The sequence below is a fragment of the Hymenobacter sp. B81 genome (assembly GCF_044628455.1).
Lineage (GTDB): Bacteria > Bacteroidota > Bacteroidia > Cytophagales > Hymenobacteraceae > Solirubrum.
In genome coordinates this window covers 229,628-245,524 of sequence record NZ_JBIYZW010000002.1, presented here as the reverse complement: position 1 = coordinate 245,524, position 15,897 = coordinate 229,628, and the positions used below count along the sequence as shown (strand labels likewise).

Annotated in this window: 11 protein-coding genes; 8 read left to right on the top strand and 3 right to left on the bottom strand. The window is 66.5% G+C overall.

Going from position 1 to position 15,897, the window contains the following annotated elements; genetic code table 11:
• Positions 1-111 precede the first annotated feature (111 nt).
• Entirely contained in the window at positions 112-5,706 is a 5,595-nt protein-coding gene (locus tag ACE191_RS12135; protein ID WP_400192493.1) for an FG-GAP-like repeat-containing protein, read from the top strand.
• 86 nt (positions 5,707-5,792) lie between these two features.
• Here the strand turns inward: ACE191_RS12135 and ACE191_RS12130 are convergent, their stop codons facing one another.
• Positions 5,793-6,512 (bottom strand): HAD family hydrolase, encoded by a 720-nt coding sequence (locus tag ACE191_RS12130; protein ID WP_400192492.1) that lies wholly within the window; start codon positions 6,510-6,512, stop codon positions 5,793-5,795.
• A 429-nt stretch (positions 6,513-6,941) separates the two neighbouring features.
• On the opposite strand from ACE191_RS12130, the gene pafA reads away from it, so the two are divergent.
• The 4 genes from pafA (at position 6,942) to ACE191_RS12110 (ending at position 11,172) form a co-directional block, all read left to right on the top strand.
• Positions 6,942-8,672, top strand: coding sequence for an alkaline phosphatase PafA (gene pafA / locus ACE191_RS12125; RefSeq protein WP_400192491.1), 1,731 nt, complete (start codon positions 6,942-6,944; stop codon positions 8,670-8,672).
• Positions 8,673-8,802: 130 nt separating this feature from the next.
• Positions 8,803-9,372 carry an inorganic diphosphatase gene (locus ACE191_RS12120; protein ID WP_400192490.1) on the top strand — a complete coding sequence of 190 codons (570 nt, stop codon included), beginning with the start codon at positions 8,803-8,805 and terminating at the stop codon, positions 9,370-9,372.
• A 161-nt stretch (positions 9,373-9,533) separates the two neighbouring features.
• Entirely contained in the window at positions 9,534-10,217 is a 684-nt protein-coding gene (locus ACE191_RS12115; RefSeq protein WP_400192489.1) for a DUF6766 family protein, read from the top strand.
• Between the two features lie 49 nt (positions 10,218-10,266).
• Positions 10,267-11,172 carry a hypothetical protein gene (locus ACE191_RS12110; RefSeq protein ID WP_400192488.1) on the top strand — a complete coding sequence of 302 codons (906 nt, stop codon included), beginning with the start codon at positions 10,267-10,269 and terminating at the stop codon, positions 11,170-11,172.
• 26 nt (positions 11,173-11,198) lie between these two features.
• Here the strand turns inward: ACE191_RS12110 and ACE191_RS12105 are convergent, their stop codons facing one another.
• Complete coding sequence (locus ACE191_RS12105; protein ID WP_400192487.1) at positions 11,199-12,728, bottom strand: NAD(P)H-hydrate dehydratase; 1,530 nt, start codon at positions 12,726-12,728, stop codon at positions 11,199-11,201.
• Between the two features lie 161 nt (positions 12,729-12,889).
• On the opposite strand from ACE191_RS12105, the gene ACE191_RS12100 reads away from it, so the two are divergent.
• Positions 12,890-13,696, top strand: a complete 807-nt coding sequence (locus ACE191_RS12100) for a M949_RS01915 family surface polysaccharide biosynthesis protein (RefSeq protein WP_400192486.1) — start codon at positions 12,890-12,892, stop codon at positions 13,694-13,696.
• A gap of 94 nt (positions 13,697-13,790) precedes the next feature.
• Positions 13,791-14,252, top strand: a complete 462-nt coding sequence (msrB, locus tag ACE191_RS12095) for a peptide-methionine (R)-S-oxide reductase MsrB (RefSeq protein WP_400192485.1) — start codon at positions 13,791-13,793, stop codon at positions 14,250-14,252.
• Between the two features lie 21 nt (positions 14,253-14,273).
• On the opposite strand, the gene ACE191_RS12090 is transcribed toward msrB, so the two are convergent.
• Positions 14,274-14,720, bottom strand: a complete 447-nt coding sequence (locus tag ACE191_RS12090) for a GNAT family N-acetyltransferase (protein ID WP_400192484.1) — start codon at positions 14,718-14,720, stop codon at positions 14,274-14,276.
• 176 nt (positions 14,721-14,896) lie between these two features.
• Between ACE191_RS12090 and sdaAA the strand changes: the two genes are divergently transcribed.
• A complete protein-coding gene (gene sdaAA / locus ACE191_RS12085; RefSeq protein ID WP_400192483.1) occupies positions 14,897-15,805 on the top strand; it encodes an L-serine ammonia-lyase, iron-sulfur-dependent, subunit alpha in 909 nt (302 codons plus the stop codon).
• The last annotated feature ends 92 nt before the right edge of the window (positions 15,806-15,897 follow it).

Here is a 15,897-nt window from a genome sequence, read left to right as displayed (position 1 = left end):
TGAAATCATGTGCCAACTGCTTAGATAGCAGCTATTAGGGGCGTTGAATCCCTTGGCAGGTGAAGATGCCCGCGCTCCGGACTCTGCTTTTTTTTCTCCCTTTTCCACTTCATGCAACAACCTTTACGAATCTGGCTCCTGCTTTTCATGGGGCTGATCAGCAGCTTTGGTGCCCTGGCCCGCAGCCTCTCAAAAACGCCCGTGAGTCCCCATGCCGGGGCCGACGGCGCACCCTTCGTACTGGCAACCGGCGTCACGACACATGCTTTGACGGACCTGCCGTCCAACGCGCCTTACTCCTACCGCGTGCGGCCTGGTAAGGCTTCCTTAGCCGACCAGGGCCTCCCTGCCAACGGGCGCAGCGCAAAATCCCGCTGCCTATCTCAGGCCCTGACCCGCAACGCTACGCTGGTGCTAGAGGCCAATGGCACGGCCACGCTCGCGCCGGCCGCCGTGAACAACGGCAGCACCGCCGACTGCGCCCCCGCCACGGCGGCCCAACTGAGCGTATCGCCCAGCCGTTTCAGCTGCGCCAATGTGGGACCTAACACGGTAACGCTGACGGTACGCGACGCCGCCGGCAACCAAAGCACGGCCACGGCCACCGTGACGGTGGTCGACAACACGGCTCCGGCGGTGTACTGCCAGCCGCTTACCAAGCAGCTCGACGCCAACGGGCAAGCCAGCATCACGCTGGCCGAGCTGATGGCCCCACCGGTAGTGGCCCTAAGTGCCGCCACGGGCAACCTGGGCAGGGCCGCCGCTGGCGACGTAGCCGTGGGTGACCTGAACGGTGACGGAAAGATGGACGTGGTGTATGCCAATACCGGCGCCAACACCGTGTTTCTCAACGATGGCACCGGCACGCTAGCCCCGCACTCCACCGCCCCCACCTTCGGCAGCGTTGCCGACCAGCACACCGCCGTGGCACTGGGCGACGTGGATGGCGACGGCGACCTGGACGCGGTGCTGGCCGTGTACGGTGGCAACGAATCGGTGTGGACCAACGACGGCACCGGCGCGTTTACCCTGCGCAGCTCCTTTGCCGGCCTGGGCTATACCCTCGACCTTGACCTAGCTGACATCGACGCCGACGGTGACTTGGACGCGCTGGTAGTGAACTACGACGGCGGGCAGCTCTGGAAAAACAACGGCAGCGGCACCTTTACCGACGCCAACAATATTCTCGCTGCCGGCCCCAACCCGCACATCGCGCGCGCGCACTTCGCGCAGCTCAACAACGATGGCTTCCCGGACGTGATAATGGCGCGTGAGGACGGTCGCGACGAGCGCGTGTTCCTCAATAACGGCGCCGGCACGCTGGCCCCGCACGCGACCGTGCCCGGCTTCGGAACGGGCAACAACTGGGACGTAGCCACCGGCGACGTGGACGGCGACGGCGACCAGGACGTGGCCTATGCCCTCGACGGCGTCGGTGGGGTAGTGGTGTGGTACAACGACAACAACACCGGCGCTTTCACCACCAGCCAGACCTTCGCGGCGGCTCCGTCTATCAGCCTGGCGTTCTTCGATATTGAAAATGACGGCGACCTGGACATCGTGCTGGGCAAGGGGCCGCTGCAGGTATTGATCAACAACGGCGCCGGCTCCTTTACGGCCTTGCCGACCACGGTCGCCACCAGCGGCGCGGGCATCAATGCCTTCGCCGTGGCCGACCTGAACGGCGACGGGAAGATGGACGTGGTAACGGCGCGGGCGGCAGCCAACCTGCCCGCCAACCTACTGCTCAACGCCAGCACCCGCAACGCCGACGAGTGCAGCGGCATCACGCTGACGGCCTCTAAGCTGAACTTCGACTGTACTAACCTGGGCGCAAACACCGTGACGTTGACTGCTACCGATGCCAGCGGCAACCAGGCCAGCTGCCAGACGACGGTAACCATTCAGGACCTGACCAGCCCCACGGCGCTGGCCCAAGACGTGACCCTGACCCTCGCCGCCGACGGTACGGCCACCCTCACGCCGGCCCAGGTCGACAACGGCAGCAGCGACAACTGTGGCATCACGTCGCGCACGCTCTCGCGCACCACCTTCAGCTGCGCCGATAGAGCCCCCAACCGCTACGGCTTGAATTTCGACGGCTCCAACGACCACGTAACGCTGCCGGCCGGCGCCATCGGCAACGGGGCGGGCTTCACCTTCGAGGCCTGGGTCAACTTTGCCACTACCCCGACGTACTGGTCGCGCATTTTCGACTTCGGCGCGGGCACCAGCAGCTACCTGTTCCTGGCGCCGCGCAGCTACCCCGATGCCACTCTGCGCTTCGCCATCCGCTTCAACGGCGGGGCCGAGCAGATTATCGATGCTCCCACCGCGCCGCTCACAGGCTGGCACCATTACGCCGTAACGCTGAGCAAGAGCGGCAGCACCGTAACCGGGCGGCTTTACCTCGACGGCGTGGAGGTGGGCAGCAACCCGGCCATGACCCTGCTGCCCGGCGACCTGGGCGCGCTCACCCAAACGTGGCTGGGCCGCTCGCAGCACCCCGACCCGTACCCCGCCGCCACCTTCGACGAGGTACGCCTCTGGGACGTGGCCCGCACGGGCGCCGCAATTGCGGCCGCCCGCAACCAAGGGCTGTCGGGTACGGAACCGGGCCTGCGGGCCTACTACAACTTTGAGCAAAGCAGCGGCACTACGCTGCCTGATGCGACCGGCCACGGTTACACCGGCACGCTCAACGGCTTTGGCCTGAGCGGCACCAGCTCGAACTGGGTAACCTCCAACCTGACCCTGGCGCCGGCGCCCGTTCCCGTGACGCTGACAGTGGCCGATGCCGCCGGCAACCAAAGCACGGCCACGGCCCGCGTAACGGTGCAGGCCCCGGCTCCGGTTGCGCCCACCGGCCTGGCCCTAAGCAGCACCAGCGTAGCCGAAAACCTGGCCACCAGCACGGTGGTGGGCACGTTCAGCGTCACCGACCCCAACCTCTGCGCCGCGTCGACCTATAGCTATGCCCTGGTAAGCGGGGCCGGCAGCACCGACAACGCCCGCTTCAGCATCGGGACCGGGGCCAACGCCGGCAAGCTGCTCACCAACGTCAGCTTCGACTACGAAACCCAAAGCAGCTACAGCATCCGGGTGAGCGTCACCAGCCCAAGCAACCTAGCCTATGAGCAGGTGCTTACCATCGACGTTACCGACCTGATCGAGCTGAGCGGCACCCAGACCACGGCCTGTGCCGCCAATAGTGGCACGGCCACGGTAGCGGTGGCTGGTGTGGCTACGGGCTACTCCTACACCTGGAACACCACGCCGGTTCAGACCACTGCTTCTGCTACCGGCCTGGCCCCGGGCACTTATACGGTGACGGTAAGCAAGGCCGGATTAGCTGATGCCACGCGCAGCTTTACTATCATGGCAGACCTCACGGCACCGGTGGCGGTCGTGCGCGACGTGACCCTGACCCTCGCCGCCGACGGCACGGCCCCGCTCACGCCGGCCCAGGTCGACAACGGCAGCAGCGACAACTGCGACATCACGTCGCGCACGCTCTCGCGCACCTCCTTCAGCTGCGCCGATATAGGTCTGGCCAACCGCTACGCCATGAGCTTCGATGGGACGAACGATTTTCTGAGCGTGGCGGCCGGATCGACTCCCATATCCTATACCAAGGAAGCCTGGGTGATGTCGAACCTGCCCTCGGCCGCCAACCGCCACATTATTTCCAGTAACCGGAACGGCATCAGTACCTTTTTCTGCGACAACACCGGGCAGCTGTCGGCCCGGGCTACCCCTGTTGGGCTGGGAGTAGTTGACCGAACCAGCGCGCTGCCGGCCGCTACCTGGGTGCACGTTGCGGTGAGCTTCGACCGTACCACGCGCATGATGCGACTTTACCGCAACGGGGTGCAGGTCGATTCGGCCATTACGGCCCTGGCGCCAACCTCCGCCCTGCAAATCGGAGCCCTGCTGGGCACTTCGGTCTGGAGCGGGCTGATGGATGAGGTGCGGGTTTGGAACACGGTGCGCACCCGGGCCCAGATTCTGGCCACCATGCACACGCCGCTGACCGGTAGCGAGGCCGGCCTGCATGTGTACTACAACTTCGAGGACCCCAGCACCCCCGGCGTAGTGGTCGATGTGACGGGAAATGGCTATAACGCTACCCAACTCAATGCCGCTTCGCAGCCGGTGTGGGTACCCTCTACTGCTCCGGTGCAGGGCCCACTGATTACCCCCGTGACGCTTACCCTGCGTGATGCAACTGGCAACCAAAGCACAACCACGGTCCGCGTAACGGTGCTGGCCCCCAACGTAGCTAGCACCCCAAGCCTGACGTGGACCGGTGCGGCCAACATCGACTGGAACGACTGCGGCAACTGGAGCTACGGCCTGGTGCCCGCGGCTGCCCAGAGCGTGACCATTCCAGCGGGCCTGAGCCGTTACCCGGTGCTGAGCACCGGCACAGCCAGCCTCAGGAACCTGACCGTAGCCGGCGGCGCCAGCTTCACGTTGGGCAGCACGGCCACCCTGCAGGTAACCGGGAGCGTCAACAACCAAGGTCCGGCCCTGGCCGGGACTGTGCACCTGACCGGCTCCGAAGCGCAGACCCTGGCCGGCAACGTCGGCTCGGTAGTGGTTGAAAAGACTGGCGGCACGGTGACGCTGAGCAACCACGCGGATGTGGCCACTAGCCTGACCATGACCAGCGGCGTGCTCAGCACCGGCAGCTACACGCTCACGCTGGGCAGCGCAGCCACTCTTGTCGAGTCGGAAACGAGCTACGTAACCGGGGCGGTGCAAACCACCCGCGACGTGAGCAGCGCCGGCGCGGTCAACTCCTTCGGCGGGCTGGGCCTCACGCTGACGCCCGCAGCGGGCAGCACCGCACTGCCCGGCTCCACCCTGGTGCGCCGCGTAACGGGCACGCCCCTAACCGGTCAACTCGACCGGCAGGGCATTGCCCGCTACTTCGACATTCAGCCCACCGTCAACCAAGGGCTGAACGTGAGCCTGACCTTCGGCTACCTGGAGAACGAGCTGAACGGCATCGGCGAAGAGCAGCTGACTTTCTTCCGCTCCACCAGCGGCCTAGGGGGGCCCTGGCAGCCGGTGGCCGTGGGCAGCCGCAGCACCGCGGCCAATACCGTGTCGGTGACCGGAGTTGAGCACTTCTCCGTCTGGACGCTGGGCAGCCGGCAGGCTCCGCTGCCGGTGGAGCTGCTGAGTTTCACGGCCACCCAGGAAGGCCCGGACGCGCTGCTACGCTGGGCCACGGCGCAGGAGAAAGACAATGACCGCTTCGAGCTGGAAGTCAGCACCGACGGGCAGCGCTTTGCGGCCATTGGTACCGTAGCCGGGCAGGGCACCACTGCCAGCCGCACCGATTACCGCTTCCGCGACGCGCAACTATTGCTGCGGGGCGCCAATGTGGTGCACTACCGCCTGCGCCAGGTAGACCTCGACGGCACGGCCACGCTCTCGGTGGTGCGCTCGGTGAGCATCGACCGCACGGGCCAAAGCCGCCTAAAGCTGGTGCCCAACCCCACGCGCCTGGCTACTACCCTCACCGGCAGCCAGCCCGGGGCGGCCGTGCAGGTGTTCGACGCGGTGGGCCGCCAGGTGCTCACGGCCACGGCCGACGCCGCGGGCACAGCCCACCTGGTGCTGCCCGCTCACTTGCCGGCCGGCGTGTACCTGGTGCGCAGCAGCGCGCAAACCACCCGCCTGGTGCTGGAATAAGCTTGCCCGGTGCCTGAAAAAGCCCCGACCGCCCAGCGGCCGGGGCTTTTTTGTGGCTCCGAATCGGGAAGATGCCCGGTGAGGAGCTACAGCTGCATGTACTGCCGCCGGGCCAGCGCGCGGCTGGGCCGGGGCACTTGGGGACGTTGCTCCAATAGGTTGAGCACCCGTTCGGGCGTTAGCTCGGTGAAGTCGGGGATGACGGCCAGCGGGGCCTGGAACTGCTCGGGCCGCAGGGTGGTGCTCACGCCGATAACGTGCATGCCCGCCCGGTAGGCGGCCTGTTCGCCCAGGATGGCATCTTCGAACACCACGCAGCGTGCGGGCGGCACGCCCAGCCGGCGGGCGGCCACCGCGAAGGTGTCGGCGTGGGGCTTGCCCTTGTCCACGTCCTCCTTACCGATGACCATGTCGAAGTAGCGGCGCAGGTCGAGGTGGTCGAGAATGTAGCCGATGGTTTCGGGAGCCGAACCGGTGCCCAGGCCCAGTTTGAAGCCGGCGGCCCGGGCGGCCCGCAGAAACGGGCTGAGGCCGGCCAGCTCCCGGCGCTTGTCCCAGTACAGCACCCGGTACAGAAACTCGCGGCGGTCGGCGTACTGCTTGAGCTCCTTGGCCGGCACAGGCGCCCGAAACACCGTTTTCAGGATGTTGGTGGCGGGCATGCCGTTCAGGCGCCGCAGCAGCTGGCGGGCGTTGGTGCTCAAACCCAGTTCGCGGAACAACAGCTGAAAGGCCCGGGCCTGGTAGCGGGTGTTGTCGATCAGTACGCCGTCCATGTCGAACAGCAACGCGTGGTCATTGATCATTGATCGGTTGTCAGTTAGCAGTTGTTAGCTGTCAGTTTTCAGGTGGGGCCGGGCAGGGTACGCGCGGCGGCGGGAAAGGGATGTTCCGGCCGTGTCGGCGGCTGGGTTGGTTGTTGATTGCTGTAGGTTGATTGTTGGAGGCGGAGGGCTTTTCGTCCGTCATCCTGAGCATGTCGCGCGAGGACGAAGGATCTTACCCCGCGTGCACGACGCCGTATCAACGACTCGGCCTGACGGGGTAAGGTCCTTCGCGTTGCTCAGGATGACGTATCAACTTCCAACAATCGTCAACAATCAGCCATCAACACCCAGCCATCAACCACCTGCAACTGATAACCGACAACTAACCACTCGCAACAGTCAACCCGTTACCTTTGGGGCCGCAAACCCGGCCGGTGCCGGGCGCGGGCAGTTGGCTTGTCTTTTTCTATGCAGAAGAACTTCGTGATTGGTGTGCTGAGTCTGGCCGTCCTCCTGCTAGGCAGCGGCGGCCCGGCCGTGGGGCAGGGCAAGGGCAAACCCCTGCCGCGGCCCCGGCTGGTGGTGGGCATTGTGGTGGACCAGATGCGCTACGACTACCTCTACCGCTACTGGAACAAGTACGGCAGCGGCGGCTTCAAGCGCCTGCTGGGGGAGGGCTTCAGCTACGAAAACGCCCACTACAACTACGTGCCCACCTACACCGGGCCGGGCCACGCCAGCATCTACACCGGCACCACGCCCTCGGTGCACGGCATCATTGGCAACAACTGGCTGGCGCGCGAGGCCGGCAAGGGCATCTACTGCACCGAAGACAAGAGCGTGCAGTCGGTAGGCGGCTCGGAATGGGCCGGGCAGATGTCGCCGCGCAACATGCTTACCACCACCATCACCGACGAGCTGCGCCTGGCCACCAACTTCCAGAGCAAGACCATCGGCGTGTGCATTAAGGACCGCGGCTCCATTCTGCCCGCCGGCCACGCCGCCTCGGCCGCCTACTGGTTCGACAACTCCAACGGGGCCTTCATCACCAGCACCTTCTATACCCCCGAGCTTCCCGCCTGGGTGACGCAGTTTAACCATCGCAAGCTGGCCGAACAGTACCTCTCCAGGCCCTGGGAAACGCTGCTGCCCATCAGCCAGTACACCGAGAGCACCGCCGACGACGTGCCCTGGGAGGGCGCCTTCCGCGGCGAGCAGAAGCCGGTGTTTCCGCACGATCTGCCCCGTCTGAGCGGCCTCACGCCCGCCCAGACGCCCGCTTCGGCCCCCACCGGCGGCGAAACTACGGCCACGGCCAAGGCCGCCAACCTCGACGTGATTCGCTCCACGCCCTTCGGCAACACGCTCACCCTCGACTTTGCCCTCGAAGCCATCCGGGCCGAGCAGCTGGGCCAGCGCGGGCAGACCGACTTCCTGGCCCTGAGCTTTAGCTCCACCGACTACGTGGGGCACCAGTTCGGCGTCAACGCCATCGAAACCCAGGACACCTACCTGCGCCTCGACCAAGATATAGCCCGCCTGCTGGCCTACCTCGACAAGACCGTGGGCAAGGGCAACGCGCTGGTGTTTCTCTCGGCCGACCACGGCGCGGCCCATTCGCCCGAGTACCTGCGCAGCATGCGCGTACCGGCCGGCTCGGTGGGCCCGCGCATCATGCGCGACTCGCTGGAGCGCAAGCTGGTGCGCCTGCACGGCCCCGGCCCCTGGGTGCAGAGCTACGAAAATCAGCAGGTGTATCTGAACCGCCCGCTGCTGGCCGAGCGCAAGCTCAGCCTGGCGCAGGTGCAGGAAGAAGTGGCCGGCATCATGACCACGTTTGCCGGCGTCACCCGCGCCATTACGGCCACCGACCTGCAGAAGTCGCACTGGGAAAGCGGCATGCTGATGTACCTCGAAAACGGCTACTTCCCCAAGCGCTCGGGCGACGTGATGGTGGTGCTGGAGCCGGGCTGGCTGGAATCGTACCACTACCCCATCAACAAGGGAACCACCCACGGCTCGAGCGGCGCGTATGACACCCACATTCCCCTGCTGTTCTGGGGCTGGCAGGTGCCGCGGGGCGAGTCGGTGCACCCGGCGCGCATCACCGATATTGCGCCCACCTTGGCCCGCTTCCTCCACATTCAGGAACCCGACGGCTGCACCGGCACCCCCCTGCGGGAAGTGCTGCGGCGCTGAGACCGGGTTTCGCCGTTCGCTTTCCGTGGTTCGTTGGTCCTGGCCGGCCGAGGCGGGCCCCTGACAACCCCTGAGCAGCCGCGAAATCCGAATCACCAAAAACGACTAACAAAAAACGAACAACCCCTCAATGGCTCATTTCAACCCCTGGCACGACGTCAACTACGGCACCAAAGCTCCCCAGGTAGTCAACGCTATCATCGAAATTCCCAAAGGCTCGAAAGGCAAGTACGAACTGGATAAAGACAGCGGCCTGCTCAAGCTCGACCGCGTGCTGTTCTCGGCCGTGCACTACCCCGCCGCCTACGGCTTCATTCCCCAGACCTACTGCGACGACAAGGACCCGCTGGACGTGCTGGTGCTCTGCTCGGTCGACGTGGTGCCCATGTGCCTGATCGAGGCCAAGGTCATCGGCGTAATGCAGATGATCGACAACAACGAGGAAGACGACAAGATCATCGCCGTGGCCGCCAACGACGTGTCGATGAACCACTACAACGACATTTCGGAGCTGCCCCCGCACACGCTGCTGGAGATGCGCCGCTTTTTCGAGGACTACAAGAAGCTCGAAAACAAGGAAGTCATCGTGGAGAAATTCATGGGCCGCGAAGAAGCCTACAAGATTGTGCAGGACAGCCTGCGCCTCTACGACGAAACCTACCGCCACAGCAACCACCAGGCCCAGCTGTCAATGTTGTAGGAGTTAAGAGTTGGGAGTTGTCAGCAGGTTTGCGCTGACAATTGACAACTCCCAACTGACCACCAACCACAATGCCCCGGCTGCCTGGCAGCCGGGGCATTGTGGTTTCATCACATTTTACCAGGCCGGGCCGTACAACGGGCAAACCTTGCTCCGCGCTCATGACCCAGCACACGCCTCGCCAGCCGTTCCGGCGCTTTCTCTACGAAAACGGCCTCTCGCTCGTCGTCACGGCGCTGGTGCTCGTCACCCTGCTGGGCCAGACCCTCACCGGCCACCACGACTACAACGACGAGCTCAAGCAGCTGGGGCGGCCCGAGCTGAGTTTGGGCGAGTACGTCCGCTCGGGCCACTGGCTCGAGGCCACCTTCGAGAACTGGGAAAGCGAGTTTCTGCAGATGGCCCTGTACGTGATACTCACCGTGAAGCTGCGCCAGAAAGGCTCGGCCGAATCGAAGGACCTCGACGAGCCCGAGGAGGTAGACCGGGAGCCTAACCCCTACCTGACCGATGCGCCCTGGCCGGTGAAGCAGGGCGGGGTGGTGCTGTGGCTCTACAAGAACTCCCTGAGCATTGCCTTTCTGCTGTTGTTTCTGGGGGCCTTCTTCCTGCACGCGCTGGGCGGCACCGAGGTCTACAACATTGAGCAGCAGGCCCACGGCGAGCCGACGGTGAACGTGTGGGGCTATCTGGGCACGGCGCGCTTCTGGTTCGAGTCGCTGCAGAACTGGCAGAGCGAGTTTCTGAGCATCGTCTCCATCGTGGTGCTCACCATCTGGCTGCGGCAGCAGGGCTCCCCAGAGTCGAAGCCCGTAGACGCCCCGCACAGCGAAACCGGCAAGTAGCTCTACGGCGGCGGCCGCGGAATACGGTTTTTGCCCCGAACTTCGCCGCATGCCCGCCGCCTCCCAGTTTGCCGCCCCGGTTTCCGCGCGCCTGCGCCGCCTGGGCCAGGTCGTGGCCGACGCGCTGCTCTACGGCAACGGGCTGGTGGCCGCCGCCGCCGCCGCCCTCACGGCCTCTTCGGCGCAGTACTGGGGCCGGCCGCTGCCCGGGGCGGTGCCCGCGCTGGTACTGGCGGCCACGCTGTTCGTGTACAACCTCAACGGGGCCCGCCGCCACAGCCGCCAGCTGCCGCCCGGTACCCCACCGCGCCGCCGCTGGATTGTGCACCACCGCCCGCTGCTGCTCGGGGTAGTGCTCGTTTCCGTGCTGGCCGTGGCGGCGCTGTACCTGGGCAGCCCGTACCGGGGCCCCCTGACTTGGCTGCTGGGGCATCTGGCCGTGTTGTCGCTGGCCTACTCCTGGCCGGTGCTGCCGGGGCGGGGCGGGCGCCGCTGGAGTTTGCGCGTGGTGCCGGGGCTGAAAACCCTGCTCATCGGCTACGTGTGGACGGCCGTGACGGTGTGGCTGCCCGCTCAGTGCCTGGGCCTGTCGCTGACGTCGGCCCCGGTGCTGGTGCTGCTGGCCCGGCGCTTCAGCTTTATCCTGGCTATTGCCCTGGTGTTCGATTTGCGCGACTACACCAAGGACAAGCTCAGCGGCACGCGCACCCTGCCGGGGTTGCTGGGCTTTGCGGGGGGGCGCTGGCTGGCGCTGGCCTGCGTGCTGGTATCGGCCCTGCTGCCCCTGCCGGGGCTCTCCGGGGCCGGGCAGCTGGTGCTGGCCGTGCCCACCCTGCTCACGGCCCTGGTTGTGTGGTTTGCCGACGAAGCCCGCTCCGACTACTACTTCTCCCTGCTGGCCGACGGGCTGCTGCTGGTGCAGGCCCTGGCCTTGGTAGCCGCCGTTGCGGTGTAGCCCGGGAACAGAGTGCAGGTACTTTTTCAGGCCAGCTCGTCCGGGGTCGTCAGCTCCTGCAGGGCCCGGCCAAGGTAGCGGGGCAGGTCGCCGGCAATGAGTCCGGCTTGGCCCTGCTCGGCCGCGGCCAGGTCGCCGGCGCGGCCGTGGGCGTAGATGCCCAGCAACGCGGCGTCGAGGGGGGAGAGGCGGCGGTCGGCGCGCAGGGCCAGCAGCAGACCTGTTAGCACGTCGCCGCTGCCGCCCGTGGCCATGCCGGGGTTGCCGGTGGTATTGAAGTACAGCTGCCCGTCGGGGGCGGCCAGGCAGGAGTAGGCGCCTTTCAGCAGCACGTAGCAGTGGTACCGGCGGGCGAAATCGCGCAGCAGCGCCAGGCGGTGGTAGTCGTCGCGGGCCGGCTCGGTGAGGCGCTCAAACTCCCGGGGGTGGGGCGTGAGCATGGATTCGGGCGGCAGCAGGTCGAGCAGGCCGCGGTTGGCCCCCAGCAAATTCAGCGCGTCGGCGTCGAGCACCAGCGGTACCTGCGCGGCCGGGGCCAGGCACAGCAGCTCCTCCAGCACGGCGCGGGTATCGTCGTGCTGCCCGATGCCGGGGCCGATGCCCGCCGCGGCGTAGGGTTGCAGCGCGGGCAGGGAGGTCAGGTAGCTCTTGCCCTCGTCGGGGCGGCACATGGCTTCGGGCACGGCGGTCTGCAGCACGTCGAGGCCGCCGCTGGGCGCGGCCACGGTGAGCAGCCCCGCGCCCCCGCGCAAACAGGCCCGGGCCGCCAGCACGGCCGCGCCCATCTTGCCGCGGCTGCCGGCCAGCAGCAGCGCGTGGCCAAAGCTGCCCTTGTGGGCAAAGGTGGGGCGCGCCGGCAGCCGCCCGGCCAGCAGGCCCGCGTCGACCAGGTGCATATCCGTTTCGGCTCCGGCCAGGAAGTCCGCGTCGAGGCCAATGGGCAGCGCGTGCCAGCGGCCCACGTACGCCGCGCTGCCGGGCAGCAGCAAAGCCAGCTTGGGGTGCTCGAACGTGACCGTGTGCCGGGCCTGAACCACGGCGCTGCCGGGCGGCTGCGGGGCGTCGGCGAACAGGCCCGAGGGCATATCGATGCTGATGACCCGGGCGCGGGCCGCGTTCAGGTGCCGGACTACGGTGGCCGCCGCGCCTTCCAGCGGGCGGTTGAGGCCGGTGCCGAACAGGGCGTCAATCACCACCGTGCCGGGCGCAATGGCGGGCAGCTGCCCGGGCTGCCACTCCGCTACCGGTAGGTCGCTGGGCAGTTGGCGGCGGTTGGCGGCGGCCTCGGGCGAGTACCTCTCGGCCGGCAGCAAACCCACGCGCACGTCGTAGCCCCGCAGATGCAGCAGCCGGGCCACCGCCAGCCCATCGCCGCCGTTGTTGCCCGGCCCGCAGAGCACCAGGATTTCGCCGGCCTGGGCCGGGGAGAGGCGCGCGGTCAGCCAGTCGGTGAAAACCGTGGCGGCGCGCTCCATCAGGTCGAGGGAGCTAATTCCCTGGGCCGCGACGGTAGCCGCGTCGGCCTGGCGGGTTTGGGCGGTGGTGAGCAGCTTCATAGACCACGGATTTAAACGGATTTATTCGAATTACACGGATTTCGGGGATGATTGATGCCTGGGTGATACTGGGTGCCGACGACCAAGGCCCGGTAGCAAGTGTTGCCAGTACTTATACTTAGAGCGCGTTACAAGCAGCATGAATGCGTAGGTTTGCCCGGATGCAACGAAAAATCCGCTTTTCAACAGTACTGCTGGGGGTTTTAGCTGCTTGCCAGTCGGACCCCAAAACCGCCCGATTACCTGCGCATCCCTTGCCGGCTGCTCCCGCTGCCGTGTCCGGGCCGGTGGCCTGGACGGGCGCCGTCGATTCGCTCACGGCCGCGCAGCTGCCGCCGCTGAAAAAGCTGCCGGGCAAGCTGCTGGAGGCCCGGCGCTGGACCGATGCGCTGGGCGAAAACCTTTTGGTGGTGTACCGCACACCGTCCGCCCTGGATAAGAGCAACCGCCCTGCCGACGAGCTGCCGCAGTATTTTACTCAGCTGTTTGCCCGCCAATACACGCGCCAGCCGGGCGGTACCTGGCAGGAGCTGTGGCGGTTGCAGGATGCCGTGCGCAAGTGCCCGTTCGATATGTGGCTGGGACCGTTGCCCGGCTCCATCTGCATCACTGACCTAGACCAGGACGGCACCACTGAAACTACACTCATATACAAGCTCACCTGCCGCAGCGACGTGAGCCCCTCCAACCTGAAGCTTATCATGCACGAGGGCGCGGCCAAGTACGCCCTGCGCGGGCAAATGGTGGTGCAGTACGACTCGGTGCCGTTGGCCCAGCGCGTGCCCGCCAACGTCTGCTGCATCGATACCATCAGCAAGGCGACGCTGGACGCGCCGGAAGGCTACGAACTACTGGCCGGGCGCTACCGAAACGAAAACGATTTCCGGCAGGCACCCCGGCCATTTCTGGGCTTCGCCCGGGCTCAGTGGCGCCGCTACATCGTGCGCGACGAATTTGAGCAACTTTAAGGCGCGTCGCGCCAACTGCTGTACCGAGAACCAGCCGGCACCCGAAACCGTTGCTAACTGTTCTATCAGCAACCCTGAACCAACCCCCACCCTTATGTATACTTGGGCCGACGTCATTCGCCTTGCCAACAACGGCACCCCCGCCCCCGACCGCCGCGTGGAGAAAACCGACGCTGAGTGGCGCCAGCAGCTCACCAACGAGCAGTATTACGTAACCCGCCAGCACGGCACCGAGCGGCCCGGCACCGGTGAGTACTGCGAGGCCCACGACCCCGGCCTCTACGCCTGCGTGTGCTGCGGCACGCCCTGCTACGATTCGCGCACCAAGTTTGAGTCGGGCACGGGCTGGCCCAGCTTTACCGCGCCGGTGAAGGACAACGTGGTGAAGTACCGCAAAGACAGCAGCTTCGGCATGGTGCGCGTGGAGGTGCTCTGCAACGTGTGCGACGCCCACCAGGGCCACGTCTTCCCCGATGGTCCGCCCCCCTCGGGGCTGCGCTTCTGCATCAACTCGGCCTCGCTGAAGCTGGTAACCCAGGAGCAGTCGGCGCAGTAGCCCGTTGCCGGCCGGCCGCGGCTACTGCGGGTGACGGTAGGGGTCGAGCCGGGCGTTTTCCATGAAGCGCGGCGGCGCGGCCAGGGGCGTGAAGCCGAACTGCGCGTAGAGCGAGTGGGCGTCGCGGGTGGCCAGCAGCCAGCGGCGCAGGCCCTGCAGCGCGGGGTAGTCAATAATGTACTGCATCAGCTGCTTGCTCAGGCCCCGCCCGCGGTAGGCTTCCAGCACGAACACGTCGCAGAGGTAGGCGAAGGTGGCCTGGTCGCTGACCACGCGGGCAAAACCCACCTGCGCGCCGGTGGCCTCGTCGTACACCCCAAAGCACAGCGAGTGGCGAATGCTGCGCTCCACCAGCTCGCGGCTGATGCCGGGCGCCCAGTAGGAGTGGCGGCCGAGGTAGTCGTGAATCAGGCCCACGTCGAGGCGGGCCGGGTCGGGGCTGATGCTGAAGGCTGCGGGCTGGCTCATGCAAAACGAAATAAAAGCGGGGCTGCAAGGTAGGCGCGGGGCCGCTGCCGCGCCACCCCGCGGCCCTGGCCAGGCAAACGAATCGGGCGGTATTGGCACCCGGCGGGCGCGCCGTACGTTTGTACTCTGATCGGCCCCCGCGGCCGGTGTTTTCCCCGCTCTAACCGCCTTTCCCCATGTCGCTTCTTTTCACCGATTTCGTTTCCTGGCAGCAGCGCTGCGCCCGCACCGGCGAAGCCCTCTGGCAACCCGTGCTGACCTATGAGATGGAGCAGAAAGGACGCTCCGAGGCCGACATCTGGGACGGCCTGCAGCGCGCCTACGACGTGATGCGCGACGCCGTGCACACCGGCCTGACCGAGGACATGACCTCGCGCTCGGGCATGATCAACAACGGCGCGAAGAAAGTGGCCGCCTCGCCCGTTACCGTCCTCTCGCCCGAATTCAAGCAGCTGGTCACCCGCGCCCTGGGTGCCAAGGAAGTCAACTCCTGCATGGGCCGGGTGGTGGCTGCGCCCACGGCCGGGGCCTCGGGCATTCTGCCCGGCGTGCTCGTGACCCTGCAGGATCTGCACGGGCTCGACGACCGCCGCATCCTCGAAGGCCTGCTGATTGCGGCCGGCATTGCCCTCATCATCGAGCAGAACGCCTCCCTGGCCGGGGCCGTGGGCGGCTGCCAGGCCGAAACCGGCTCGGCCGCCGCCATGGGCGCGGGCGCCATCGTCTACTGCCTCAGCGGCTCGGTCGATCAGGTGCTGGCGGCGGTGGCCATTACCATTCAGTGCATGCTGGGGCTGGTGTGCGACCCGGTGGCCGGGCTGGTGGAAGTGCCCTGCGTGGTGCGCAACGCCTCGGCCGCCGCCATTGCCTTCTCCTCGGCCCAGATTGCCATTGCCGGCGTCGACCCCGTCATTCCGGTCGACCAGTGCGTGCAGGCCCTAGGCGAGGTGGGCGAAAGCATGGAAACGCGCTACAAGGAAACCGCCCTCGGCGGCCTGGCCAACACCACCCGCGCCCGGCAGATCGAGCAGAAGGTGCTGATCCAAGACATCCAGATTCTGCCCGACGAAGCCGCGGAGGCCTAGCCGGTTTTGGCAGGTTGCCCCCGGAAAAGGAGACCCGACCAGCTGCTGAATGACAAGGCCCCGCCCGGAAACCGGACGGGGCCTTGTCGTGT

Coding starts and splice junctions, on each gene's coding strand:
- ACE191_RS12105 (WP_400192487.1), bottom strand. CDS start 12,728: ATGAAGCTGCTCACCACCGCCCAAACCCGCCAGGCCGACGCGGCTACC.
- ACE191_RS12100 (WP_400192486.1), top strand. CDS start 12,890: ATGCAACGAAAAATCCGCTTTTCAACAGTACTGCTGGGGGTTTTAGCT.
- sdaAA (WP_400192483.1), top strand. CDS start 14,897: ATGTCGCTTCTTTTCACCGATTTCGTTTCCTGGCAGCAGCGCTGCGCC.
- ACE191_RS12115 (WP_400192489.1), top strand. CDS start 9,534: ATGACCCAGCACACGCCTCGCCAGCCGTTCCGGCGCTTTCTCTACGAA.
- ACE191_RS12135 (WP_400192493.1), top strand. CDS start 112: ATGCAACAACCTTTACGAATCTGGCTCCTGCTTTTCATGGGGCTGATC.
- ACE191_RS12090 (WP_400192484.1), bottom strand. CDS start 14,720: ATGAGCCAGCCCGCAGCCTTCAGCATCAGCCCCGACCCGGCCCGCCTC.
- ACE191_RS12130 (WP_400192492.1), bottom strand. CDS start 6,512: ATGATCAATGACCACGCGTTGCTGTTCGACATGGACGGCGTACTGATC.
- ACE191_RS12120 (WP_400192490.1), top strand. CDS start 8,803: ATGGCTCATTTCAACCCCTGGCACGACGTCAACTACGGCACCAAAGCT.
- ACE191_RS12110 (WP_400192488.1), top strand. CDS start 10,267: ATGCCCGCCGCCTCCCAGTTTGCCGCCCCGGTTTCCGCGCGCCTGCGC.
- pafA (WP_400192491.1), top strand. CDS start 6,942: ATGCAGAAGAACTTCGTGATTGGTGTGCTGAGTCTGGCCGTCCTCCTG.
- msrB (WP_400192485.1), top strand. CDS start 13,791: ATGTATACTTGGGCCGACGTCATTCGCCTTGCCAACAACGGCACCCCC.